18 protein-coding genes are annotated in these 22,768 nt (G+C 64.1%); 11 read left to right on the top strand and 7 right to left on the bottom strand.

Features of this window, described 5'->3' with window-relative positions:
- Nucleotides 1-2 precede the first annotated feature (2 nt).
- The 6 genes from BM154_RS20105 to BM154_RS20080 all read left to right on the top strand — a co-directional run bounded on the left by BM154_RS20105 (nucleotide 3) and on the right by BM154_RS20080 (nucleotide 10,909).
- Complete coding sequence (locus BM154_RS20105; protein WP_074888406.1) at nucleotides 3-905, top strand: 2-dehydro-3-deoxygalactonokinase; 903 nt, start codon at nucleotides 3-5, stop codon at nucleotides 903-905.
- A gap of 2 nt (nucleotides 906-907) precedes the next feature.
- Nucleotides 908-1,795, top strand: a complete 888-nt coding sequence (locus BM154_RS20100) for an SMP-30/gluconolactonase/LRE family protein (RefSeq protein ID WP_074888403.1) — start codon at nucleotides 908-910, stop codon at nucleotides 1,793-1,795.
- A gap of 243 nt (nucleotides 1,796-2,038) precedes the next feature.
- Nucleotides 2,039-3,253, top strand: a complete 1,215-nt coding sequence (locus BM154_RS20095) for an MdtA/MuxA family multidrug efflux RND transporter periplasmic adaptor subunit (RefSeq protein ID WP_074888401.1) — start codon at nucleotides 2,039-2,041, stop codon at nucleotides 3,251-3,253.
- The gene (locus BM154_RS20090) at nucleotides 3,250-6,345 is read left to right on the top strand and encodes an MdtB/MuxB family multidrug efflux RND transporter permease subunit (RefSeq protein ID WP_074888398.1); all 3,096 of its coding nucleotides are present in this window, start codon (nucleotides 3,250-3,252) and stop codon (nucleotides 6,343-6,345) included. The genes BM154_RS20095 and BM154_RS20090 overlap by 4 nt, the downstream gene beginning before the upstream one ends.
- Nucleotides 6,342-9,443 carry an efflux RND transporter permease subunit gene (locus BM154_RS20085; RefSeq protein WP_074888395.1) on the top strand — a complete coding sequence of 1,034 codons (3,102 nt, stop codon included), beginning with the start codon at nucleotides 6,342-6,344 and terminating at the stop codon, nucleotides 9,441-9,443. The genes BM154_RS20090 and BM154_RS20085 overlap by 4 nt, the downstream gene beginning before the upstream one ends.
- Nucleotides 9,440-10,909 carry an efflux transporter outer membrane subunit gene (locus BM154_RS20080; RefSeq protein ID WP_074888393.1) on the top strand — a complete coding sequence of 490 codons (1,470 nt, stop codon included), beginning with the start codon at nucleotides 9,440-9,442 and terminating at the stop codon, nucleotides 10,907-10,909. Before BM154_RS20085 ends, BM154_RS20080 begins: the two co-directional genes overlap by 4 nt.
- A 286-nt stretch (nucleotides 10,910-11,195) precedes the next feature.
- Here the strand turns inward: BM154_RS20080 and BM154_RS20075 are convergent, their stop codons facing one another.
- The 7 genes from BM154_RS20075 to gltA all read right to left on the bottom strand — a co-directional run bounded on the left by BM154_RS20075 (nucleotide 11,196) and on the right by gltA (nucleotide 16,023).
- A complete protein-coding gene (locus tag BM154_RS20075) occupies nucleotides 11,196-12,197 on the bottom strand; it encodes a glutathione S-transferase family protein (protein ID WP_074888390.1) in 1,002 nt (333 codons plus the stop codon).
- 74 nt (nucleotides 12,198-12,271) lie between these two features.
- Nucleotides 12,272-13,267, bottom strand: coding sequence for a glycosyl transferase family protein (locus BM154_RS20070; RefSeq protein ID WP_074888388.1), 996 nt, complete (start codon nucleotides 13,265-13,267; stop codon nucleotides 12,272-12,274).
- Nucleotides 13,264-13,599 carry a TusE/DsrC/DsvC family sulfur relay protein gene (locus BM154_RS20065; RefSeq protein WP_074888385.1) on the bottom strand — a complete coding sequence of 112 codons (336 nt, stop codon included), beginning with the start codon at nucleotides 13,597-13,599 and terminating at the stop codon, nucleotides 13,264-13,266. Before BM154_RS20065 ends, BM154_RS20070 begins: the two co-directional genes overlap by 4 nt.
- On the bottom strand, nucleotides 13,596-13,892 hold the full coding sequence (gene tusB / locus BM154_RS20060) for a sulfurtransferase complex subunit TusB (RefSeq protein WP_074888382.1): 297 nt from the start codon (nucleotides 13,890-13,892) through the stop codon (nucleotides 13,596-13,598). Before tusB ends, BM154_RS20065 begins: the two co-directional genes overlap by 4 nt.
- The gene (gene tusC, locus BM154_RS20055; RefSeq protein ID WP_074888380.1) at nucleotides 13,892-14,245 is read right to left on the bottom strand and encodes a sulfurtransferase complex subunit TusC; all 354 of its coding nucleotides are present in this window, start codon (nucleotides 14,243-14,245) and stop codon (nucleotides 13,892-13,894) included. Before tusC ends, tusB begins: the two co-directional genes overlap by 1 nt.
- 1 nt (nucleotide 14,246) lies before the next feature.
- Nucleotides 14,247-14,639: a sulfurtransferase complex subunit TusD gene (tusD, locus tag BM154_RS20050; RefSeq protein WP_074888376.1), complete on the bottom strand. Its 393-nt coding sequence runs from the start codon at nucleotides 14,637-14,639 to the stop codon at nucleotides 14,247-14,249.
- A gap of 112 nt (nucleotides 14,640-14,751) precedes the next feature.
- Nucleotides 14,752-16,023 (bottom strand): citrate synthase, encoded by a 1,272-nt coding sequence (gltA, locus tag BM154_RS20045; protein ID WP_070887737.1) that lies wholly within the window; start codon nucleotides 16,021-16,023, stop codon nucleotides 14,752-14,754.
- A 363-nt stretch (nucleotides 16,024-16,386) separates the two neighbouring features.
- On the opposite strand from gltA, the gene sdhC reads away from it, so the two are divergent.
- The 5 genes from sdhC to BM154_RS20020 all read left to right on the top strand — a co-directional run bounded on the left by sdhC (nucleotide 16,387) and on the right by BM154_RS20020 (nucleotide 22,711).
- Nucleotides 16,387-16,761, top strand: a complete 375-nt coding sequence (sdhC, locus tag BM154_RS20040) for a succinate dehydrogenase, cytochrome b556 subunit (RefSeq protein WP_074888373.1) — start codon at nucleotides 16,387-16,389, stop codon at nucleotides 16,759-16,761.
- Nucleotides 16,755-17,123: a succinate dehydrogenase, hydrophobic membrane anchor protein gene (gene sdhD, locus BM154_RS20035; RefSeq protein ID WP_042553719.1), complete on the top strand. Its 369-nt coding sequence runs from the start codon at nucleotides 16,755-16,757 to the stop codon at nucleotides 17,121-17,123. The genes sdhC and sdhD overlap by 7 nt, the downstream gene beginning before the upstream one ends.
- 3 nt (nucleotides 17,124-17,126) lie before the next feature.
- Entirely contained in the window at nucleotides 17,127-18,899 is a 1,773-nt protein-coding gene (sdhA, locus tag BM154_RS20030) for a succinate dehydrogenase flavoprotein subunit (protein ID WP_074888370.1), read from the top strand.
- A gap of 11 nt (nucleotides 18,900-18,910) precedes the next feature.
- Nucleotides 18,911-19,630 carry a succinate dehydrogenase iron-sulfur subunit gene (locus BM154_RS20025; RefSeq protein ID WP_074888368.1) on the top strand — a complete coding sequence of 240 codons (720 nt, stop codon included), beginning with the start codon at nucleotides 18,911-18,913 and terminating at the stop codon, nucleotides 19,628-19,630.
- Nucleotides 19,631-19,879: 249 nt separating this feature from the next.
- Nucleotides 19,880-22,711: a 2-oxoglutarate dehydrogenase E1 component gene (locus BM154_RS20020; protein WP_074888365.1), complete on the top strand. Its 2,832-nt coding sequence runs from the start codon at nucleotides 19,880-19,882 to the stop codon at nucleotides 22,709-22,711.
- Nucleotides 22,712-22,768: the final 57 nt, after the last annotated feature.

The following is a 22,768-nucleotide window of genomic DNA, read 5'->3' as shown; positions in this document are numbered from 1 at the left end:
ACATGAGCGAGGTCAGCTGGATCGCGGTCGACTGGGGCACCACGCAATTGCGTGCCTGGGCGCTATCGGGCAGCGGCGAGGTGCTGCAGCACGCCGCCTCCGCGCGTGGCATGGGCAGCCTGGCAGTGGATCAGTTCGAAGGCGCGTTGCTGGAACTGATCGATGGCTGGCTGGATGCCGCGCGTGTCACCGAGGTGGTCGCCTGCGGCATGGTCGGTGCGCGTCAGGGCTGGCGTGAGGCGCCCTATGCCGAGGTGCCCTGTGCACCTCAGGCCATGGCGCAGGTGATCCGACCCGAGGTAAGCGATAAGCGGCTGCGCGTGTCGATCATCCCAGGGCTGTGCCAGCGTGCGCCGGCCGATGTGCTACGTGGCGAGGAAACCCAGATCGCCGGCCTGTTGGCCGCGCGACCGGACTATCACGGCCTGGTCTGCCTGCCCGGTACCCACAGCAAATGGGCCGAGGTGCGGGAGGGGCAGGTGCTCGGCTTCCAGACCTTCATGACCGGCGAGCTGTTCGCGCTGCTCAGCGGGCAGTCGGTGCTGCGCCATGGCATGCAGGGAGATGGGCCTTTGGAGCTACCGGCGTTCGACATGGGCCTGCGCGCCGCCGAGCGCCCGCTACTGGGCACGCTGTTCGGTCTGCGCGCCGAGAGCCTGCTCGAAGGCCTGGCGCCAGGGGCTGCGCGTTCGCGCTTGTCCGGCCTGCTGATCGGCCAGGAGCTGGCCGGATTGCCTGAACGCTGGCAGGGCCTGCCGGTCTGTGTAATCGGTGATGGCGAAGCGGCCGAGCGCTATCGTCATGCACTGGCGACCCTAAACATCGCGGCGCAGACCCTGGGCGCCGAGCAGGTCACCCTGGCCGGCCTGGCGGCTGCCCACCAGCAGATTCGAGGAGGCACCTAGACATGGCTGCAAACCCCCACGGCAGCACCACCGCACGTATCGCCGATTCACGGGCCTGCGCCCTGGGCGAGGGCGTACTCTGGCACCCGCGGCGTGAGCAGCTGTTCTGGTTCGATATCCTCGGCCGCCGGCTGCTCAGCCAGCACCAGGGGCAGCCGCTGGAATGGGCGCTCGACGAGCGCGCCTCCGCCGCCGGTTGGATCGACGACGAGCGCCTGTTGATGGCCAGCGAAACCGCGCTGTCGATCTTCGACTTGCGCAGCGGGGCGCGTGAGCCGATCTGCGCCCTGGAGGCGGACAACCCGCTGACCCGTTCCAACGATGGCCGCGCCGACCCCTGGGGCGGCTTCTGGATCGGCACCATGGGCCTCGAAGCCCAGCCCCAGGCCGGTGCCATCTATCGCTATTACCGGGGCGAGCTGCGCCGCCTGTTCGCCGACATCACCATCAGCAATGCCATCTGCTTCTCGCCGGATCGGCGCTTCGCCTACTTCGCCGATACCGATCGCCAGCAGATCTGGCGCCAGGCGCTGGACGAGCAGCATGGCTGGCCCCAGGGCGAGGCCCAGCCGTTCATCGATTGCCGGGTGGCGGGCGTCAATCCCGATGGCGCCGTGGTCGACGCTCAGGGGCGGCTGTGGAGTGCGCAATGGGGCGCATCGCGAGTGGCCTGCTACGACAGCAACGGCCAGTTCCTGCAGGCCGTGGCCTTTCCCGCCTCGCAGATATCCTGCCCCGGGTTCGGCGGCCCCAACCTGTCGACGCTGTTCGTCACTTCCGCGCGTGATGGTCTGCAGGATGACCAGCTCGCTGCCGAACCCCACGCCGGCAAGCTGTTCGCCGTGGACCTACCTGCTCAGGGTCAGGCCGAACATCAGGTGGTGCTCTAGGGGCTTTGCTGTTGCCTGTGGCAACGCGGCTCGCGTTGACACGGCAACAGACCTTGGTGCGCACCGCCGCGCCAGGCAATACATCCGCCACGCCTGATGAGCGCGAAACAGAGCCGCTAACAGTCTCGATCCGAGGCATTTACCACTTAAATGCATGTGTGGAGGTAAATAGCCGGTAAAGAGGCTTTGCTTCATGCCGAGGAGTGCTTATCGTTCACGCTCCTCACAGGAAGCGATTGGCTCATGTCCGAAGTAAACACAACGTCCAGCACCCCATTCTTCAAACGCCAGTGGTTTATCGGCCTGCTCTTGCTGGTGTTGATCATCGTGTTGATCTGGTGGTTCTGGCCGGCCAAAAGCGAGCCGCAGGGCATGCCGGGCTGGGGGTTCGACAATGTGCCGGTGCGCATCGCCCAGGTCGAATCCCGTGACTTCCCCATCGTGCTCAAGGCCCTGGGAACGGTCACCGCCTACAACACCGCCAATGTGCGTGCCCGCGTCGATGGCCAACTGACGCAGGTGCTGTTCAAGGACGGCCAGCCGGTCAAGGCTGGTGACGTGCTGGTGCAGATCGACCCGCGCCCTTACCAGATCGCCCTGCAACAGGCCCAGGGCACCCTGGCCCAGAACCAGGCTCAGCTGCGCGCGGCCGAAAAGGATCTGGCGTTGTATCGCGGCCTGTTCAAGGAAGACTCCATCGCCCGCCAGACCCTGGACACCCAGGAAGCGCTGGTCGGCCAGTACCGCGGTACGCTGCAGAACAACCAGGCCGCGGTGGCCGAAGCCAAGCTCAATCTGGACTTCACCAAGGTGCGTGCGCCCATCGATGGCCGCCTGGGTATCCGCCAGGTCGACCTGGGTAATCTGGTCGCCTCCGGCGATACCGACCCCATCGTGGTGATCACCCAGACGCGGCCGATTTCCGTGATGTTCACCTTGCCCGAAGGCGAGCTGCCTGCTGTCGTCAAACAGGTGCGCGCCGATCAGAAGCTGGTGGTGCAGGCCTGGGATCGCGGCGAAAAGCTGCAGCTGGCAGAAGGCGTGCTGGAAAGCCTGGACAACCAGATCGATACCGCCACCGGCACGGTCAAGCTCAAGGCGCGCTTCGAGAACGCCGACGAGATGCTGTTCCCCAACCAGTTCGTCAATGCCCGCCTGCAGGTCTCGGTACGTAACGACGCCTTGCTGGTGCCGGTGGCGGCCGTGCAGTTCGGGTCCAGCGGTACTTTCGCCTACGTCATCGATGGCGAAGACAAGGTGCAGGTACGGCAGATCAAGGTCGGCCCCAGCGATGGCGAGTTCACGGTGATCGAGGAGGGCGTCGCGGCGGGCGAGCGGGTCGTGGTCGAGGGCACCGACCGCCTGCGCGACGGCAACAAGGTGGAAGTGATCGGCGAAGGCACCAGCGAGCCGCCCGCCACCGGGGAAGCCGCGCCGCGGGTGCGTAGCGCTTCATGAACGTTTCTCGCCTGTTCATCCTGCGACCGGTCGCCACCACGCTGATCATGCTGGCGATCTTCCTCAGTGGTGTGATCGCCTATCGGCTGTTGCCGGTCTCGGCATTGCCCGAGGTGGACTACCCGACCATCCGCGTGATGACTCTGTATCCGGGCGCCAGCCCGGACGTGATGACCAGCGCGGTGACCGCGCCGCTGGAGCGCCAGTTCGGGCAGATGGCCGGCCTGCAGCAGATGTCGTCGACCAGCTCCGGCGGCGCCTCGGTGATCACCCTGCGCTTCAACCTGGAAGTGCAGCTGGATGTCGCCGAGCAGGAAGTGCAGGCGGCGATCAATGGCGCCACCAACCTGCTGCCCAACGATCTGCCTGCGCCGCCGGTGTACAGCAAGGTCAACCCGGCCGACACGCCGGTGCTGACCCTGGCGGTGACCTCCAAGGAACTGCCGCTGCCCCAGGTCAACGACCTGGTCGACACCCGCCTGGCCCAGAAGCTTGCGCAAACCACCGGTGTTGGCCTGGTGTCGCTGGCCGGCGGCCAGCGCCCGGCGGTGCGTATCCGCGTCAACCCCGAGGCCCTGGCGGCCTACGGCCTGAATCTCTCCGACGTGCGCACGCTGATCAACGCCAGCAACGTCAACCAGCCCAAGGGCAACTTCGACGGCCCGACGCGGGTGGCCCAGCTCGATGCCAACGACCAGTTGCGTTCGGCCGACGAATACCGCGACCTGATCCTCACCTACGCCAATGGCGCAGCGCTGCGCCTGGGCGATGTGGCGCAGATCGTCGACGGTGCCGAGAATCAGCGCCTGGCCGCCTGGGCCAACCGCAACAGCGCGGTGCTGGTCAACGTGCAGCGCCAACCGGGCGCCAACGTCATCGATGTGGTCGACCGCATCCAGACCCTGCTGCCCAATCTGACCCAGGGCCTGCCGGCCAGCGTCGAGGTGACGGTGCTTACCGACCGTACCCAGACCATCCGCGCTGCGGTACGCGACGTACAGCACGAGCTGATGCTGGCCATTGCCCTGGTGGTGATGGTCACCTTCCTGTTCCTGCGCAAGGTGTCGGCCACGCTGATTCCCTCGGTGGTGGTGCCGCTGTCGCTGATCGGCACCTTCGGGGTGATGTACCTGGCCGGTTTCACGGTCAACAACCTGACATTGATGGCGCTGACCATCGCCACCGGTTTCGTGGTCGACGACGCCATCGTCATGCTGGAGAACATCGCCCGCCATCTGGAGGAGGGTGAAACACCGTTCAACGCCGCACTCAAGGGCGCCCGGCAGATCGGCTTTACCCTGGTGTCGCTGACCCTGTCGCTGATCGCCGTGTTGATCCCGCTGCTGTTCATGGCCGATGTGGTGGGGCGGCTGTTCCGCGAGTTCGCCATCACCCTGGCGGTGGCCATCCTGATTTCCCTGGTGATCTCCCTGACCCTCACGCCGATGATGTGCGCGCGCCTGCTCAGGCACGAGCCGGAAGCCGAACAGGGGCGTTTCTACCGCGGCGCCGGGGCCGTTATCGACCGCATGATCGAGCGCTATTCGGTGGGCCTGCGCTGGGTGCTGCGCCACCAGCCGCTGACCCTGCTGGTGGCCATCGGCACCATGGCCCTGACCGTGGTGCTCTACCTGGCGGTGCCCAAGGGCTTCTTCCCGGTGCAGGACACCGGGGTTATCCAGGGCATTTCCGAGGCGCCGCAGTCGATTTCCTTCAGCGCCATGAGCGAGCGCCAGCAGCGCCTGGCCGACGTGATCCTCAAGGATCCGGCGGTGGCCAGCCTGTCGTCCTACATAGGCGTCGACGGCGACAACCCGACCCTCAACAGCGGGCGCATGCTGATCAACCTCACGCCCCATGCCGAGCGCGAGGTGAGTGCCAGCGAAGTGATCGAGCGGCTGCGCCCGGAACTCGCCAAGCTGTCGGGTATCGAGCTGTTCATGCAGCCGGTGCAGGATCTGTCCATCGAGGATCGGGTCAGCCGTACCCAGTTCCAGTTCAGCCTGGAGTCGCCGGATCCGGCCCTGCTGGAAACCTGGTCGGCGAAGCTGGTCGAGGCGCTGCGCCAGCAGCCCGAGCTCAGCGACGTGACCAGCGATCTGCAGAGCCGGGGCCTGCAGGTGTACCTGAACATCGACCGTGACATGGCCGGGCGTCTGGGCGTGAGTGTCGCCAATATCGACGATGCGCTGTACGACGCCTTTGGCCAGCGGCAGATCTCCACCATCTACACCCAGGCCAGCCAGTACCGCGTGGTGCTGGAGAGCGCCAATGGCGGCAGCATCGGGCCGGCCGCGCTGCGCCAGATTCACGTGGCCACGGCCGACGGCAAGCAGGTGCCACTGTCGTCGCTGGCCCAGGTCGAGGAGCGCGCAGCGAGCCTGTTGATCAACCATATCGGCCAGTTCCCGGCGGCCACGTTGTCCTTCAACCTCAGCCCCGGCGTAGCCCTGGGCGACGCGGTGGCGGTGATCGAGCGCGTGCAGCAGGAGATCGAGATGCCGGTCAGCGTGCAGGTCAACTTCCAGGGCGCTGCCGAGGCGTTCCGCGCCTCGCTGTCGTCGACGCTGCTGCTGATCCTGGCCGCCATCGTCACCATGTACATCGTGCTGGGCGTACTCTACGAGAGCTACATCCACCCGATCACCATTCTCTCGACCCTGCCGTCGGCCGGCGTCGGCGCCTTGCTGGCGCTGCTGCTGACCGGCAACGATCTGGGGCTGATCGCGATCATCGGCATCATCCTGTTGATCGGCATCGTCAAGAAGAACGCCATCATGATGATCGACTTCGCCCTAGACGCCGAGCGCCGCCAGGGCATGACGCCCCATGAGGCGATCTTCCAGGCGGCGCTGCTGCGTTTCCGGCCGATCCTGATGACCACCCTGGCGGCGCTGTTCGGCGCCATCCCGCTGATGCTCGCTTCCGGCTCCGGCGCCGAGCTGCGTCAGCCCCTGGGCCTGGTGATGGTCGGCGGGCTGCTGCTCAGCCAGATCCTCACGCTGTTCACCACGCCGGTGATCTACCTGTACTTCGACCGCCTGGCGCGGCGTTTGAGTGGCCGCAGCGCGGCGGGTGTGCCGAGCGCATGAATCTTTCGGCACCCTTCATCCGCCGCCCGGTGGCCACACTGCTGCTGAGCCTGGCGATCATGCTGCTCGGTGGCGTCAGCTTCGGCCTGCTGCCGGTGGCGCCGCTGCCCAACATGGATTTTCCGGTGATCACCGTGCAGGCCAGCCTGCCCGGGGCCAGCCCCCAGGTGATGGCGGCCACCGTGGCCACGCCGCTGGAGCGCTCGCTGGGCGCCATCGCCGGCGTCAGCCAGATGAACAGCAACAGCAGCCAGGGCAATACGCGGATCATGATCGAGTTCGATCTGGACCGTGACATCAACGCCGCGGCGCGGGAAGTGCAGGCGGCCATCAACGCTTCGCGCGAGCTGCTGCCCAGCGGCATGCGCAGCATGCCCACCTACCGCAAGATCAACCCGTCCCAGGCGCCGATCATGGTGCTGTCGCTGACCTCCAGCGTGCTCGACAAGGGCCAGCTGTACGACGTGGCGTCGACCATCGTCGGCCAGAAGCTGTCCCAGGTCACCGGCGTGGGTGAGGTGCAGATCGGCGGCAGTTCGCTGCCGGCCGTGCGCGTGGCCCTGGAGCCACGCCTGCTCGACCAGTACGGCGTGGCGCTGGACGATGTGCGTTCGACCATCGCCGCCGCCAACGCCAAGCGCCCCAAGGGTGCGGTCGAGGACGCCGGGCGCCACTGGCAGGTGCAGGCCAGCGACCAGCTCGAGCGCGCCGCCGACTACGTGCCGATGATCATCCGCTACCGGGATGGCGCGGCGATCCGCCTGGGCGATGTCGCCCAGGTCACCGACGGCGTTCAGGACCGTTACAACAGCGGTTTCTACAACGACAAGCAGGCCGTGCTGGTAGTGGTGAACCGGCAGAGCGGGGCGAACATCATCGAGACCGTTGCCGGTATCCGCACCTTGCTGCCGGAGCTGCGCAGCGTGATTCCGGCCAGCGCCAACCTGGAAGTGGCCATGGATCGCTCGCCAGTGATCCGTGCCACCCTCAAGGAGGCCGAACATACCTTGCTGATCGCCGTAGTTCTGGTGATTCTGGTGGTGTTCGCCTTCCTGCGCCGCTGGCGTGCGGCGCTGATTCCCGCCCTGGCGGTACCGGTGTCGCTGGTCGGCTCGTTCGCGGCCATGTACCTGCTCGGCTTCTCGCTGAACAATCTGTCGCTGATGGCGTTGATCATCGCCACCGGCCTGGTGGTGGACGACGCCATCGTGGTGCTGGAGAACATCAGCCGGCATATCGAGGCCGGCGAAACGCCCATGGCGGCGGCCTTCAAGGGCGCCCGCGAGGTGGGTTTCACCCTGCTGTCGATGAACGTCTCGCTGGTGGCGGTGTTTCTTTCCATATTGTTCATGGGCGGGCTGGTGGAGCGATTATTCCGCGAGTTCTCCATCACCCTGGCGGTGGCCATCGTCATCTCCCTGGTGGTGTCGCTGACGCTCACGCCGATGCTCTGCGCGCGCTGGCTCAAGCCCGAGCCCAAAGAGCAAGCCCGCGAGCCGGGGTGCCTGGAGCGGATCGGCGCGCGCATCGTGCGCGGCTACGAACGCAGCCTGGACTGGGCGCTGCGCCACTCGCTGCTGATGCTGATCAGCCTGTTCGCCACCATCGCCCTCAACGTGTTCCTGTTCGTCAGCGTGCCCAAGACCTTCATGCCGCAGCAGGATACCGGCCAGTTGATGGGCTTTATCCGCGGCGACAACGGCCTGTCTTTCCAGGTCATGCAGCCGAAGATGGAAGCCTACCGCCGGGCGATTCTCGCCGACCCGGCGGTGGAGAGCGTGGCGGGCTTTATCGGCGGCAACAGCGGCATCAACAACGCCATCATCATCGTGCGCCTCAAGCCGATCGCCGAACGCGACATATCGGCCCAGCAGGTGATCGACCGCCTGCGCAAGGAAGTGCCGAAGATTCCCGGCGGGCGGATGTTCCTGATGCCCGATCAGGACCTGCAGGTCGGCGGCCGCCAGGGTCGCAGCTCGGAAAACGAATACATGCTGATGTCCGGCGACCTGGACGCCCTGCGCGAGTGGCTGCCCAAGGTGCGCGAGGCACTGCGTGCATTGCCCGAGCTGACCGATATCGATGCCACCGAAGACGGCGGTGCGCCGCAGATTCGCCTGGTGGTCGACCGCGACGAGGCCAAGCGCCTCGGCGTGGACATGAGCCTGGTCACTGGCGTGCTCAACAACGCCTTCAGCCAGCGGCAGATTTCCACCATCTACGACAGCCTCAACCAGTACAGCGTGGTGATGGAAATCAACCCGCGCTACGCCCAGAGCCCCGAGGCCCTGGCGCAGATCCAGCTGATCACCGCGGACGGCGCGCGTGTGCCGTTGTCGGCCATCGCCCACTGGGAAAACAGCCTGGAAGACGACCGCATCAGCCACCAGGGCCAGTTCGCCGTGGAGAACATCGGCTTTTCCCTGGCTGAAGGCGTCAGCCTCGACCAGGCGACCCGCGCCATCAATCGCGCGGTGGCGCTCATCGCGTTGCCAACCGAAGTGCAGGGCATGCTGGGCGGCACGGGTGGCGCGTTCCAGCAGACGCAGAAGAACCAGCCGTGGATGATCCTGATGTCGCTGGTGGTGGTGTATATCGTGCTCGGCGTGCTCTACGAGAGCTACGTGCACCCGCTGACCATCCTTTCCACGCTGCCCTCGGCGGGTGTCGGTGCGCTGCTGGCGCTGCAGTTGCTCAATACCGAGTTCAGCCTGATCTCGTTGCTGGGGCTGTTTCTGCTGATCGGTGTGGTGAAGAAGAATGCCATTCTGATGATCGACCTGGCGCTGCAGCTCGAGCGCCACGAACACCTGAGCCCGGCCGAATCGATCCGCCGCGCCTGCCTGCTGCGCTTCCGACCGATCATGATGACCACCCTGGCGGCGCTGCTCGGCGCCTTGCCGTTGATGCTCGGCAGCGCCGAGGGCTCGGAAATGCGCCAGCCGCTGGGTATCACCATCGTCGGCGGGCTGATTCTCAGCCAGATCCTCACGCTTTACACCACGCCTGTGGTCTACCTCTATCTCGACCGCCTGCGCCACCGGGTCAACCGCTGGCGTGGCGTGCGTACCGATGCCGCTCTGGAAACGCCTCTATGACTTTTGCCTCCCGTCGAACCCTCTGTCTGCTGGCGCTCAGCGTTGCCCTGGCCGGTTGCGCCATCGGGCCCGATTACCAGCGCCCGGACATCAGCACGCCGACAGCCTTCAAACAGGCCGAAGGCTGGAAGGCCGCCGTGCCGGCCGATGCCCTGGCACGTGGCGCCTGGTGGGAGCTGTACGGTGACGGCGAGCTCAATGCCCTGGTCGGTCGCCTCAACGTTTCCAACCAGAACCTGGCCGCCTCCGAAGCCCAATACCGCCAGGCCCGGGCCTTGCTGCGCAGCGGCCGTGCCGCCTTCTTCCCGACCCTGTCGACCAGCGCCGGCGTGACCCGGGCCGGGCAGGGTGGTGGTGACAGCACCCTGCGCAGCGTCGACGGCATCGCCATTGGCGGCGGCAACTCGTCGAGCATCAGCAAGAACTACGACCTGAGCCTCAACGCCAGCTGGGAGCTGGACGTGTGGGGCAAGCTGCGCCGTGGCCTGGAATCCAACCGTGCCGCCTTCGAAGCCAGCGCGGCAGACCTGGCCGCGGTGCGCCTGAGCCTGCAGTCCGAGCTGGTGCAGAGCTACCTGCAATTGCGCGTACTGGACGAGCAGCAGCGCCTGCTCGACGCTACGGTCGCGGCCTACCAGCGTTCGCTGCGCCTGACCGAGAACCAGTACCGCGCCGGCATCGTACCGCGCTCCGACGTTGCCCAGGCACTGACCCAGCTGCGCAGCACCGAAGCCCAGGCCATCGACCTGCAGTGGCAGCGCGCGCAACTCGAACATGCCATTGCCGTGCTGATCGGCGTGCCGCCCAGTGAGGTCAGTATCGCCCGTCGTGAAAGCCTGCCGACACTGCCCGAGGTGCCGGCCAGCGTGCCATCCGAGCTGCTGGAGCGGCGCCCGGACGTGGCGGCGGCCGAGCGCCGGGTGATTTCCGCCAATGCCGAGATCGGAGTGGCCAAGGCCGCCTGGTTTCCTGACCTGACCCTGTCCGCCACGGGCGGCTACCGCGGCAGCAGTTTCGCCGACTGGATCAACCTGCCGAACCGCTTCTGGTCGGTGGGGCCGCAGCTGGCTCTGACCCTGTTCGACGGCGGCCGGCGCAGCGCCGAAAGCGAGCGGGTCGAAGCGGCCTACGACCAGACCGTGGCGCAGTACCGCCAGGCGGTGCTCGACAGCTTCCGCGAAGTCGAGGATTACCTGGTGCAGCAGCGCGTGCTGGGCCGCGAGGCCGAAGTGCAGGCCCAGGCGCTGGAAGCGGCCCGTGAGTCCCTGCGCCTGATCGACAACCAGTACCGCGCCGGCACCGTGGACTACAACAGCGTGGTCAACGTGCAGGCCACGGCCCTTAACAACGAGCGCACCGCCCTCACGCTACTGGGCAGCCGCCTGACCGCCAGCGTGCAACTGATCGCCGCGTTGGGCGGTGGCTGGGATGTGCAGCAGCTCGAAGAAGGCGAGCAGTCAGAGTGACAGTCGCAGGCAGAACTCGGGCCCCTCTGTGCGTTGTGAGAGCCTGTTCATTTTGGCAACTAAGCGGCTAGATCGGCCGGTCGCTACCTTGTGGAGGGGCCGGGCGGCGATCCGCTTCAGCCGCGAGCGCTTTAAGCCTGATCAGGCACAATCGCGGCTAAAGCCCCTCCCACAAGTGAAAGGCTGCTTCTGCCTCGTACCTGCGGCTTCAGGCCACAGAGGTCGTGAACAGGCTCCGAGAAAGTGCGCGGGTTTCGCTTGGCTCGACCCGCGCGGCAGGCTTTGCTTACCCGCGGCGGTATACGCCCTTGCCCGGCAGGCGCTCGCGATCATGGGGCGCATCGAATTCCAGCGCCGGCCCCTTGGGCACGATGCCGGTCGGGTTGATGGTCTGGTGGCTGGCGTAGTAGTGGTGCTGGATATGCCACAGGTCCACGGTCGCCGCCACGCCCGGCCATTGGTACAGCTCGCGCAGCCAGTTGCTGAGGTTCGGGTAATCGGCGATGCGCCGCAGGTTGCACTTGAAGTGGCCGTGGTACACGGCATCGAAACGCACCAGGGTGGTGAACAGCCGCCAGTCGGCCTCGGTCAGGTATTCGCCGGCCAGGTAGCGTGATTGCCCCAGGCGGGTTTCCAGTACCGTCAGCTCATCGAACAGTTCATCGAAGGCTTCCTCGTAGGCCGCCTGGGTGGTGGCGAAGCCGGCGCGGTAGACGCCGTTGTTGACCGCCGGGTAGATGCGTTCGTTGAGCGCGTCGATTTGCCCGCGCAGGGGCTCGGGGTAGAAGTCCAGACGGTTGCCGGTGATACCGTTGAACGCCGAGTTGAACATGCGGATGATTTCCGCCGACTCGTTGCTGACGATGCGTTGCTGCCTCTTGTCCCACAGCAGCGGCACGGTGACCCGGCCGGTGTACTCCGGGTCGTCTTGGGTATAGCGCTGATGCAGGAAATCGAAGCCGTCCAGGGCGTCACCGCTGGAGCCGTGCTCGCGGTCGAAGGTCCAGCCGTTCTCGCGCATCAGCCAGCTGACCACCGAGACGTCGATCAGCGGCTCGAGGCCCTTGAGGCTGCGCAGGATCAGGGTGCGGTGCGCCCAGGGGCAGGCCAGCGACACGTACAGGTGATAGCGCCCGGCTTCGGCGGCGAAGCCGCTTTCACCAGAGGGCCCAGCGGATCCATCGGCAGTGATCCAGTTGCGCCGTTGGGCGTTCTCGCGCTTGAAGCGCCCGCCCGCGCCGGTGTCGTACCACTGGTCATGCCATTGGCCTTCGATCAGTAAGCCCATATCCGTTACTCCCGTTTCAGTCGATGCCTGGAGTCTACCCAGTCAGCTATCGACAGAAGCCGTAAAAACCGGGTTCAACGAATCGGCTGGCTCGATAGGTGGCGCGCCTGCCAGCGTTTTTCCGCCTCGGCGAACGCGGCTTCACGCTGCAGACCCAACCCGCGCAATGCCAGCGCCATGGTGGCGATGATCGCCAACTGGCCGTAGGCGTCCTCGGCTTCGCCGCGCCATACGGCTTGCAGGTGAGTCGGGTCGAGACGCTCGGGCTTGACGTGGCGGCGCTCGGAAAGCATCGGCCAGTCTTCATCCCAGTTCTCACCGCGCTCGGTACCGTACAGGTGGCAGACGGCATCCGGGTTGAGTTCGATCTCGCCGCCGTCGCCCTTGACCACGATGGCGTGGTCACCAAGCAGCTGGCTGGCCTCGCGGTGCACGGCCTGGTAGCCGGGGTGGAAGATGCTCTGCAGGCCGCAACGCGCCGCCAACGGGTTGAGAATGCGCGCCAGGGAATGGATCGGCGAGCGCAGGCCCAGCACGTTGCGCAGGTCGATCATGCGCTGCAGGGCCGGCATCCAATCGCCCAGCGGCATAAAGGCCAGGTTGCCGGTATCCAGACTCTGCGCAACCTCATCCCAGCTGCGGCACAGCGCGATATCCAGCTCGCCGAGCAATTGCTCGCTGTACAGGCGCCCGGCGGTATGGGCGCCACCGCCGTGCATGAAGATGCGCAGACCGCTGTTCGCCAGCGCCTTGGCGGCGAGCAGGAACCAGGGCAGGTGGCGCTTTTTGCCGGCATAGGTCGGCCAGTCAAAATCGACCTGAATTGCCGGTGCAGGCAGGCGTGCACGCACCGCTTCGGTAAAGCCGGCCATTTCCTCGGCGCTTTCTTCCTTGTGGCGCAGCAGCATCAGAAAGGCGCCGAGCTGGGCATCCTCGACCTGCTCGTCGAGGATCATGCCCATGGCCTCGCGGGCCTCCTCACGGGTCAGGTTGCGCGCGCCGCGCTTGCCCTTGCCGAGAATGCGCACGAAGGCTGCGAATGGGTGTTCGGCGGGGATGATCAGGTTCATAGGCAATTGGTCGGCTTGGGCAGGCCCGCCAGCTTGGCGGCGAGTTTGGCGGGTGTGCCGTTGAACAGGCGATTGAGGTGCAGGCTGTTGCCTTTGTCCGGCCCCAGTTTGAGGGCGACGTACTTGATCAAAGGGCGGTTGGCCGGCGACAGCTGGAACTCGTCGTAGAAGGCGCGCAGCAGATTGAGTACTTCCCAATGCTCGTCGCTCAATTGCAGGGATTCGCGCTCGGCCAGGGCCGTGGCCACGCCGGTGGACCAGTCCTGCAGGTCGAGCAGGTAGCCATCCTTGTCCAGTTCGATGCTGCGCTCGTTGATGATCAGATTGCTCATGTCCAGGTGTTTACCTTGCTGAACGCGCAGGCGAGGGCGACGAACCTCGGGTAGTCGATCTGCTCGATGGCTGCGGCAGGTTTGAGGCCGCGGGCCTGAACGTCTTCGTCGAGGACATACAGCGAGACGCCTTGCAGCGCTGCCAGGGCTTTTGCGTGGCTGTTGCCAGGCTGGGTGGCGTAGGTGGCGTCGCCGCACAGCAGCAGGCCGTCACCGCTGCCCAGTAGGCGCAGGCAACTGCTCAACCGGTCATCGCTGAACGGCGAACTGGAGAGTACGTGCAGGGTTTTCATCACAGCGTGATCACCTGGTCGTAACGGTCGATAAGGGCACGCAGTCCATCGCTATCCAGGCGCTCGACGTCCAGCGAGGTTTCGCGCAAACCGCGCAGCGCCAGGCTCTGGGCGCAGGCATACAGGGCCTCAACGCCGAACATTGGCAGCGCCTGCAGGTTGGCGGTCAGATCCTTCTGCTGCACGGCCTCTGGCGTTTGCCCGACCGCCAGCTGCAGCACGCCGTCATCGAGAAACAGCATGCCGACAGGCAGTTCGAAGGCGCCGCCGGCCAAGGCGATATCCAGCGCCTCACGGGCACCCGGGCCGCTCCACGGCGCCTGGCGGCTGATGATCAGCAGGGATTGGCTCATCTCAGTCGCCTCCAAAGCAGATCAGGCGGTCAGCCAGTTGCGCCGCTTCGTGCAACTGGCCCAAGCCGGAAAGCACCCAGGGCGCCGGCAGATTGGCCGCCTGGCGCTCGTAGCGGCGCGCCTCCTGTTCATCCAGCACGCCACGCCGCAGGGCGGCAGCGATGCACACCACGGCGTCGAGCCCGTTGCTGGTGACGAACTCGCGCCACTGGCGCGCCACGTCGGTTTCATCCTGTGGGCTGACGATGTTAGCCGAGGCGCTGTGCACGCCATCGGCGTAGAAGAACAGGCGCACGATCTCGTGGCCACCGTGCAGCGCTGCTTCGGCAAAGCGCAGGGCGCGGCGGGAGGAGGGCGCCGAAGGCGGCGAAAACAGGGCAATGGCGAATTTCATGAGCGGCCCGGCCGTGGAAACAGGGCGCCATGATAAAGCCTGAGCGAGGGGGACAGAAACGAAAAAGCCCATATCCGCGGATATGGGCTTGCGCTGACGCAGTGCGAGCGGCTTAGCGCTTGATGTCGCGCTGGGTCGGGCCGGTGTACAGCTGGCGCGGACGGCCGATCTTGTACGGGCCGGAGAGCATTTCCTTCCAGTGCGAGATCCAGCCGACGGTCCGCGCCAGGGCGAAGATCACGGTGAACATGCTGGTCGGAATACCGATCGCCTTGAGGATGATGCCCGAGTAGAAGTCGACGTTCGGATACAGGTTACGTTCCTTGAAGTAAGGATCGTTACGGGCGATCTCGTCGAGCTTCATCGCCAGTTCCAGCTGCGGGTCGTTGATGCCCAGCTCGGCCAGTACTTCGTCGCAGGTCTGCTTCATGACCTGGGCGCGTGGGTCGAAGTTCTTGTAGACGCGGTGACCGAAGCCCATGAGCTTGAACGGGTCGTCCTTGTCCTTGGCCTTGGCGATGAACTTGTCGATGTTCGACACGTCACCGATTTCGTCCAGCATGGCCAGTACGGCTTCGTTGGCACCACCGTGGGCCGGGCCCCAGAGCGCGGCGATACCGGCAGCGATACAGGCGAACGGGTTGGCACCCGAAGAGCCGGCCAGGCGCACGGTGGAGGTGGAAGCGTTCTGCTCGTGGTCGGCATGCAGGATGAAGATGCGATCCATGGCCTTGGCCAGCACCGGGCTGATCGGCTTGGTCTCGCACGGGGTGTTGAACATCATGTGCAGGAAGTTTTCCGCGTAGTTCAGGTCGTTACGCGGGTACATCATCGGCTCGCCCTTGGAGTACTTGTACACCATGGCGGCGATGGTCGGCATCTTGGCGACCAGGCGCATCGCGGAAATGTCGCGGTGCTGCGGGTTCTTGATGTCCAGGGAGTCGTGGTAGAAGGCGGAGAGGGCGCCGACCACACCACACATGATGGCCATCGGGTGGGCATCACGACGGAAGCCGTTGAAGAAGGTCTTCAGTTGTTCGTGAACCATGGTGTGGTTCTTGATGGTGCTGACGAACTGGGCCTTCTGCTCTTCATTCGGCAGTTCGCCGTTGAGCAGCAGGTAGCAGGTCTCCAGGTAGTCGGCTTTCTCGGCCAGCTGCTCGATGGGGTAGCCGCGGTGCAGCAGTACGCCCTTGTCACCATCAATGTAGGTGATCTTCGACTCGCATGAGGCGGTCGACATGAAACCGGGGTCGAAGGTGAAGTTGCCCGTGGCAGTCAGGCTCCGCACGTCGATCACATCTGGGCCAACGGTGCCGGATAAAACGGGCAGCTCGACGGGGGCTGCGCCCTCGATGATCAACTGCGCTTTTTTGTCAGCCATGTGTGGCCTCCTAGTTATGCTTGGAATCATCAGTCGGCCCCCCACGCAGGGCCCGCATCACTATAGTGTGATGAATCTGAAAGTCAATTTGCGAAAACCCAGGCAATAGAAGGGTTTGAGCACCCTGACTGCGACAAAAGGGCGCGCCCTATTACGCCATTTCCAGGCTTGACGCAATCGCTATTAGGTCGAGGTATCCGCGTTGTCATTAGCGACCTAACTGTCTATACTCTGCGCCCGACTGCCATGGGCCTTGAGCCCGGTTTCTGGTGGTTGTCACTCCTTGGGTGATGGGTACCTGACCAGTGCGCTTCCCGACAACTCAGCCCTGATAGCTGGGGCTCTCAGTGTGATAATAAAGCCGTGAATAGCCAACGACCTGTAAACTTAGACCTTCGGACGATAAAACTCCCAGTCACTGCTTACACGTCCATTCTTCACCGTATATCCGGTGTGATCCTTTTCCTCGGCATTGCCGTGCTGCTGTACGGGCTCGACAAGTCGCTGTCTTCGGAAGAGGGCTTCGCTCAGGTGAAAGAATGCTTGACCAGTCCGCTGGCCAAGTTCGTGATCTGGGGACTACTGTCCGCTCTGCTGTACCACCTGGTGGCCGGTGTGCGCCACTTGATCATGGATGCTGGAGTCGGTGAGACGCTGGAAGGCGGCAAGCTGGGCTCCAAAATCGTTCTCGTCGTGTCGGCGATCCTGATCGTGCTGCTGGGGGTGTGGATATGGTAACTAATGTCACGAATTTCTCGCGTTCGGGCCTCTATGACTGGATGGCACAGCGCGTTTCTGCGGTCGTTCTCGCGGCTTATGTGCTGTTTCTGCTGGGCTACATCGTCCTGAATCCAGGCATGGGCTACGCCGAGTGGCACGGTCTGTTCTCCAATAATGCAATGCGCATCTTCAGTCTGCTGACCCTCGTCGCGCTGGGTATCCACGCCTGGGTCGGCATGTGGACGATTTCCACGGACTATCTGACGCAAACCGCGCTGGGTAAGTGGGCCACCGTTGTGCGTTTTCTGTTCCAGGCCACGTGTGGCATCGCCATGTTCGTGTTCTTCGTCTGGGGCGTGCAGATTCTTTGGGGTTTCTGATTCATGACTAGCATTCGTACTCTTTCCTATGACGCCATCATCGTGGGTGGTGGTGGTGCCGGTATGCGCGCTGCCCTGCAGTTGGCGCAAGGCGGTCACAAGACAGCAGTGGTCACCAAGGTCTTCCCGACCCGTTCGCACACCGTATCGGCCCAGGGTGGCATCACCTGCGCCATCGCCTCGAACGACCCGAACGACGACTGGCGCTGGCACATGTACGACACCGTCAAGGGCTCCGACTATATCGGTGACCAGGACGCGATCGAATACATGTGTTCCGTCGGCCCGGAAGCGGTGTTCGAGCTCGAACACATGGGCCTGCCGTTCTCCCGTACCGAGCAGGGCCGCATCTATCAGCGTCCGTTCGGTGGCCAGTCCAAGGGCCCGGATAACCCGACTCAGGCTGCCCGTACCTGCGCCGCTGCCGACCGTACCGGTCACGCACTGCTGCACACCCTGTACCAGGCCAACCTGAAAGCCGGCACCTCGTTCCTCAACGAGTGGTACGCGGTCGATCTGGTGAAGAACCAGGACGGCGCCATCGTTGGCGTCATCGCCATCTGCATCGAGACCGGCGAAACCGTCTACATCCGCTCCAAGGCCGTGGTTCTCGCCACTGGCGGTGCTGGCCGTATCTACGCTTCCACCACCAACGCCCTGATCAATACCGGTGACGGCATCGGCATGGCGCTGCGTGCTGGTGTGCCGGTACAGGACATCGAGATGTGGCAGTTCCACCCGACCGGTATCGCCGGCGCCGGTGTACTGGTTACCGAAGGCTGCCGTGGCGAGGGTGGTTACCTGATCAACGCCCATGGCGAGCGTTTCATGGAGCGTTATGCACCCAACGCCAAGGACCTTGCCGGTCGCGACGTGGTGGCCCGTTCCATGGTCAAGGAAGTCATCGCCGGCAACGGCTGTGGCCCTGACAAGGACCACGTACTGCTGAAGCTCGACCACCTCGGTGAAGAAGTGCTGCACAGCCGTCTGCCGGGCATCTGCGAACTGTCCAAGACCTTCGCCCACGTTGACCCGGTGGTTGCGCCTGTTCCGGTCATTCCGACCTGCCACTACATGATGGGCGGCGTTGCCACCAACATTCATGGTCAGGCCATCACCCAGGACGCCAACGGCAACGACAGGATCATCGAAGGTCTGTTCGCGGTCGGTGAAGTGGCCTGCGTATCGGTACACGGCGCCAACCGTCTGGGCGGCAACTCGCTGCTCGACCTGGTGGTGTTCGGTCGTGCGGCTGGCCTGCACCTGGAAAAAGCGCTGAAAGAAGGCGTGGAAGTCCGCGGTGCCAGCGAAACCGATATCGAGCTGTCGCTGAGCCGTCTGGCTGGTGTGAACGAGCGCAGCAGCGGTGAAGAAGTCGCGCCGCTGCGTAAAGAACTGCAGCAGTGCATGCAGAACTACTTCGGTGTATTCCGTACCGGCGAATACATGAAGAAGGGCATCGCTCAGCTGGCCGACCTGCGTGAGCGCATCGCCAAGGTGAAGATCAACGACAAGAGCCAGGCCTTCAACACCGCGCGTATCGAAGCGCTGGAGCTGCAGAACCTGCTGGAAGTTGCCGAAGCCACTGCCGTCGCCGCCGACACCCGTACCGAGTCCCGCGGTGCCCACGCCCGTGAAGACTTCGAAGACCGTGACGACACCAACTGGCTGTGCCACAGCCTGTACTTCCCAGGTGAGAAACGAGTCGCCAAGCGCGATGTCAATTTCTCGCCGAAGACCGTACCGGCGTTTGAACCCAAAGTTCGTACTTATTAAGGGTGGCTACCATGTCTCTTGGCAAAAGCTTGAAAGTCAGCGTTTATCGCTACAACCCGGAAGCGGACAAAGCGCCGTTCATGCAGGACTTCGACATCACCATCGACGGCAAGGACCTGATGGTGCTCGACATCCTGGCACTGATCAAAGAGCAGGACGAAGGCTTTTCCTACCGTCGTTCCTGCCGTGAAGGCGTGTGCGGTTCCGACGGCATGAACATCAGCGGCAAGAACGGCCTGGCCTGCATCACGCCGATCTCCAGCGTAGTCAAGGGCAACAAGCTGGTGATCCGCCCGCTGCCTGGCCTGCCGGTGATTCGTGACCTGGTGGTCGACATGAGCATCTTCTACAAGCAGTACGAGAAGGTGCAACCGTTCCTGCAGAATGACAGCCCGGCGCCGGCCATCGAGCGTCTGCAGTCGCCGGAAGAGCGCGAGAAGCTCGACGGCCTGTACGAGTGCATCCTGTGCGCCTGCTGCTCGACCAGCTGCCCGTCGTTCTGGTGGAACCCGGACAAGTTCCTGGGCCCGGCCGCTCTGCTGCAGGCCTACCGTTTCCTGGCCGACAGCCGTGACACCAAGACTGCGGAACGTTTGGCGTCGTTGGACGATCCATTCAGTGTGTTCCGCTGCCGCGGCATCATGAACTGCGTGAACGTGTGCCCTAAGGGCCTGAATCCGACCAAGGCCATCGGGCACGTGCGCAACATGCTGCTGCAAAGCGGTACCTGATTCACCGCTCTTTAGCTTGACCCGCAACACCTGCCGCACCGACGTAAAGTCGGTGTTGCAGCATCGCCAGGGCGCTGGCCTAGCCGTCAACGCCCTTATACGAAAAATATGACGACCAGCAGGGGCATTCGGGCTGGTGCCCGGACTATCTGCAGGATCATTGGTGGCTTGTTGAAGTCGCTGTTACATGACTTCGCAAACCAGTCGGTGTCCTCGCCGGTGGTGTCCCCTTACCGAGGGTGACCAAGCATGCAAGAAAGCGTGATGCAGCGCATGTGGGACAGTGCCCACCTATCCGGTGGTAACGCTGCCTACGTGGAGGAGCTCTACGAGCTCTACCTGCACGATCCCAACGCCGTGCCGGAGGAGTGGCGCACTTATTTCGATAAGTTGCCGTCTGAAGGCAGCACCGCCAATGACGTATCGCACTCGACGATTCGTGATCATTTCGTGTTGCTGGCCAAGAACCAGCGTCGCGCTCAGCCGGCCTCAGCCGGGACCGTGAGCAGCGAGCACGAGAAGAAGCAGGTCGAAGTGTTGCGGTTGATTCAGGCATTCCGCATGCGTGGCCACCAGGCGGCTCAGCTCGATCCGCTTGGGCTGTGGCAACGTCCTGTTCCTGCTGACCTGTCGATCAGCCATTACAGCCTTACCGACGCGGATCTGGATACCACCTTCCGCACGGGTGGTCTGGCAATCGGCAAAGAAGAAGCCACTTTGCGGGAAATCCGCGATGCTTTGCAGCAGACATATTGTCGCACCATCGGCTCCGAGTTCACTCACATCACCGATTCCGAGCAGCGCAGCTGGTTCCAGCAGCGCCTGGAAAGCGTACGCGGCCGCCCGCAGATTTCTGCCGAAGTGCAGAGCCATCTGCTCGAGCGTCTGACCGCTGCCGAGGGCCTGGAAAAGTACCTGGGCACCAAGTACCCGGGCACCAAGCGCTTCGGTCTGGAAGGTGGCGAGAGCCTGATTCCGCTGCTCGACGAGATCATCCAGCGCAGCGGCTCCTACGGCACCAAGGAAATCGTCATCGGCATGGCCCACCGTGGCCGTCTCAACGTGCTGGTCAACACCTTCGGCAAGAACCCGCGCGACCTGTTCGACGAGTTCGAAGGCAAGAAGGTCGAGGGCCTGAGCTCCGGTGACGTGAAATACCACCAGGGCTTCTCGTCGAACGTGATGACCCAGGGCGGCGAAGTCCACCTGGAGCTGGCATTCAACCCGTCACACCTGGAGATCGTCTCCCCGGTGGTCGAGGGTTCGGTGCGTGCTCGCCAGGATCGTCGCAACGATGCGGTGGGCGACAAGGTTCTGCCGATTTCCATCCACGGTGACGCGGCGTTCGCCGGTCAGGGCGTGGTCATGGAAACCTTCCAGATGTCGCAGACCCGTGCCTACAGGACCGGTGGCACCATCCACATCGTGATCAACAACCAGGTTGGCTTCACCACCAACCGCGCCGACGATGCGCGCTCCACCGAGTACGCCACCGACGTCGCCAAGATGATCCAGGCGCCGATCTTCCATGTGAATGGCGATGATCCGGAAGCCGTGCTGTTCGTCACGCAACTGGCTGTCGATTACCGCATGCAGTACAAGCGTGACGTGGTCATCGACCTGGTCTGCTACCGCCGTCGCGGCCATAACGAGGCCGACGAGCCCAGTGGCACCCAGCCGCTGATGTACCAGCAGATCGCCAAGCAGCGCACCACCCGTGAACTGTACGCCGATGCCCTGACCGGTGGTGGTCGCCTGACCGCCGAAGCCGTACAGGCTCCGGTCGACGAGTACCGCACGGCGCTGGACAACGGTCAGCACGTGGTCAAGAGCCTGGTCAAGGAGCCGAACAAGGAGCTGTTCGTCGACTGGCGTCCGTACCTGGGCCATGCCTGGACCGCACGTCACGACACGCGCTTCGACCTCAAGACCCTGCAGGAGCTGTCCAACAAGCTGTTGCAGACGCCCGACGGTTTCGTGGTTCAGCGCCAGGTTGGCAAGATCTACGAAGATCGCGCCAAGATGGGTGCTGGTGGCTTGCCGCTGAACTGGGGCTATGCCGAGACCATGGCCTACGCGACCCTGCTGGTCGAAGGTCATCCGATTCGTATCACCGGTCAGGACGTGGGCCGCGGCACCTTCTCGCACCGCCATGCGCAACTGCATAACCAGAAGGACGGCTCGGCCTACCTGCCGCTGCAGCACCTTTACGAAGGTCAGCCGCGCTTCGACCTGTACGACTCCTTCCTCTCGGAAGAGGCCGTACTGGCCTTCGAATACGGCTACGCCACCACCACGCCGAACGCGCTGGTGATCTGGGAAGCCCAGTTCGGCGACTTCGCCAACGGTGCCCAGGTAGTGTTCGACCAGTTCATTTCCAGCGGCGAGACCAAGTGGGGTCGCCTGTGCGGCCTGACCATGCTGCTGCCGCACGGTTACGAAGGGCAGGGCCCGGAGCACTCCTCGGCACGCCTGGAGCGTTACCTGCAGCTGTGCGCTGAGCAGAACATCCAGGTCGCGGTACCGACCACCCCGGCGCAGATCTATCACCTGCTGCGTCGTCAGGTCATCCGCCCGCTGCGCAAGCCGCTGGTGGTGCTGACGCCCAAGTCGCTGCTGCGTCACAAACTGGCGGTTTCGACCCTGGAAGATCTGGCCGAAGGCTCGTTCCAGACCGTTATCCCGGAAATCGATGCCATCGACCCGAAAAAGGTCGAGCGTCTGGTGCTGTGCAGCGGCAAGGTCTACTACGACCTGCTGGAAAAGCGCCGTGCCGAAGGCCGCGACGATATTGCCATCGTGCGTATCGAGCAGCTGTATCCGTTCCCGGAAGACGACCTGGCCGAGATTCTTGCGCCATACAAGAACCTCAAGCACATCGTCTGGTGTCAGGAAGAGCCGATGAACCAGGGCGCCTGGTACTGCAGCCAGCACCACATGCGGCGCGCCGCTGCGGCGCACAAGAAGTCGCTGGTGCTCGAGTATGCAGGGCGTGATGCCTCGGCCGCTCCGGCCTGTGGTTACGCGTCCATGCACGCCGAACAGCAGGAAAAGCTGCTGCAGGATGCCTTCACCGTTTAATGCCATCGCGAAGGAGGCGGCCCAATGAGGCCGCCTCCTCGAAACTACCGAATTTAA

It is taken from the genome of Phytopseudomonas argentinensis (assembly GCF_900113905.1).
Taxonomy (GTDB): Bacteria; Pseudomonadota; Gammaproteobacteria; order Pseudomonadales; family Pseudomonadaceae; genus Aquipseudomonas; species Aquipseudomonas argentinensis.
The sequence above is the reverse complement of the archived record's forward strand: the minus strand, read 5'-3'. Positions and strand labels throughout refer to the sequence as shown.

What these genes read in the sequence shown, in the direction of transcription:
- BM154_RS20105 (WP_074888406.1), top strand. Translation starts at nt 3, where the DNA reads ATGAGCGAGGTCAGCTGGATCGCGGTCGACTGGGGCACCACGCAATTG.
- BM154_RS20100 (WP_074888403.1), top strand. Translation starts at nt 908, where the DNA reads ATGGCTGCAAACCCCCACGGCAGCACCACCGCACGTATCGCCGATTCA.
- BM154_RS20095 (WP_074888401.1), top strand. Translation starts at nt 2,039, where the DNA reads ATGTCCGAAGTAAACACAACGTCCAGCACCCCATTCTTCAAACGCCAG.
- BM154_RS20090 (WP_074888398.1), top strand. Translation starts at nt 3,250, where the DNA reads ATGAACGTTTCTCGCCTGTTCATCCTGCGACCGGTCGCCACCACGCTG.
- BM154_RS20085 (WP_074888395.1), top strand. Translation starts at nt 6,342, where the DNA reads ATGAATCTTTCGGCACCCTTCATCCGCCGCCCGGTGGCCACACTGCTG.
- BM154_RS20080 (WP_074888393.1), top strand. Translation starts at nt 9,440, where the DNA reads ATGACTTTTGCCTCCCGTCGAACCCTCTGTCTGCTGGCGCTCAGCGTT.
- BM154_RS20075 (WP_074888390.1), bottom strand. Translation starts at nt 12,197, where the DNA reads ATGGGCTTACTGATCGAAGGCCAATGGCATGACCAGTGGTACGACACC.
- BM154_RS20070 (WP_074888388.1), bottom strand. Translation starts at nt 13,267, where the DNA reads ATGAACCTGATCATCCCCGCCGAACACCCATTCGCAGCCTTCGTGCGC.
- BM154_RS20065 (WP_074888385.1), bottom strand. Translation starts at nt 13,599, where the DNA reads ATGAGCAATCTGATCATCAACGAGCGCAGCATCGAACTGGACAAGGAT.
- tusB (WP_074888382.1), bottom strand. Translation starts at nt 13,892, where the DNA reads ATGAAAACCCTGCACGTACTCTCCAGTTCGCCGTTCAGCGATGACCGG.
- tusC (WP_074888380.1), bottom strand. Translation starts at nt 14,245, where the DNA reads ATGAGCCAATCCCTGCTGATCATCAGCCGCCAGGCGCCGTGGAGCGGC.
- tusD (WP_074888376.1), bottom strand. Translation starts at nt 14,639, where the DNA reads ATGAAATTCGCCATTGCCCTGTTTTCGCCGCCTTCGGCGCCCTCCTCC.
- gltA (WP_070887737.1), bottom strand. Translation starts at nt 16,023, where the DNA reads ATGGCTGACAAAAAAGCGCAGTTGATCATCGAGGGCGCAGCCCCCGTC.
- sdhD (WP_042553719.1), top strand. Translation starts at nt 16,755, where the DNA reads ATGGTAACTAATGTCACGAATTTCTCGCGTTCGGGCCTCTATGACTGG.
- sdhA (WP_074888370.1), top strand. Translation starts at nt 17,127, where the DNA reads ATGACTAGCATTCGTACTCTTTCCTATGACGCCATCATCGTGGGTGGT.
- BM154_RS20025 (WP_074888368.1), top strand. Translation starts at nt 18,911, where the DNA reads ATGTCTCTTGGCAAAAGCTTGAAAGTCAGCGTTTATCGCTACAACCCG.
- BM154_RS20020 (WP_074888365.1), top strand. Translation starts at nt 19,880, where the DNA reads ATGCAAGAAAGCGTGATGCAGCGCATGTGGGACAGTGCCCACCTATCC.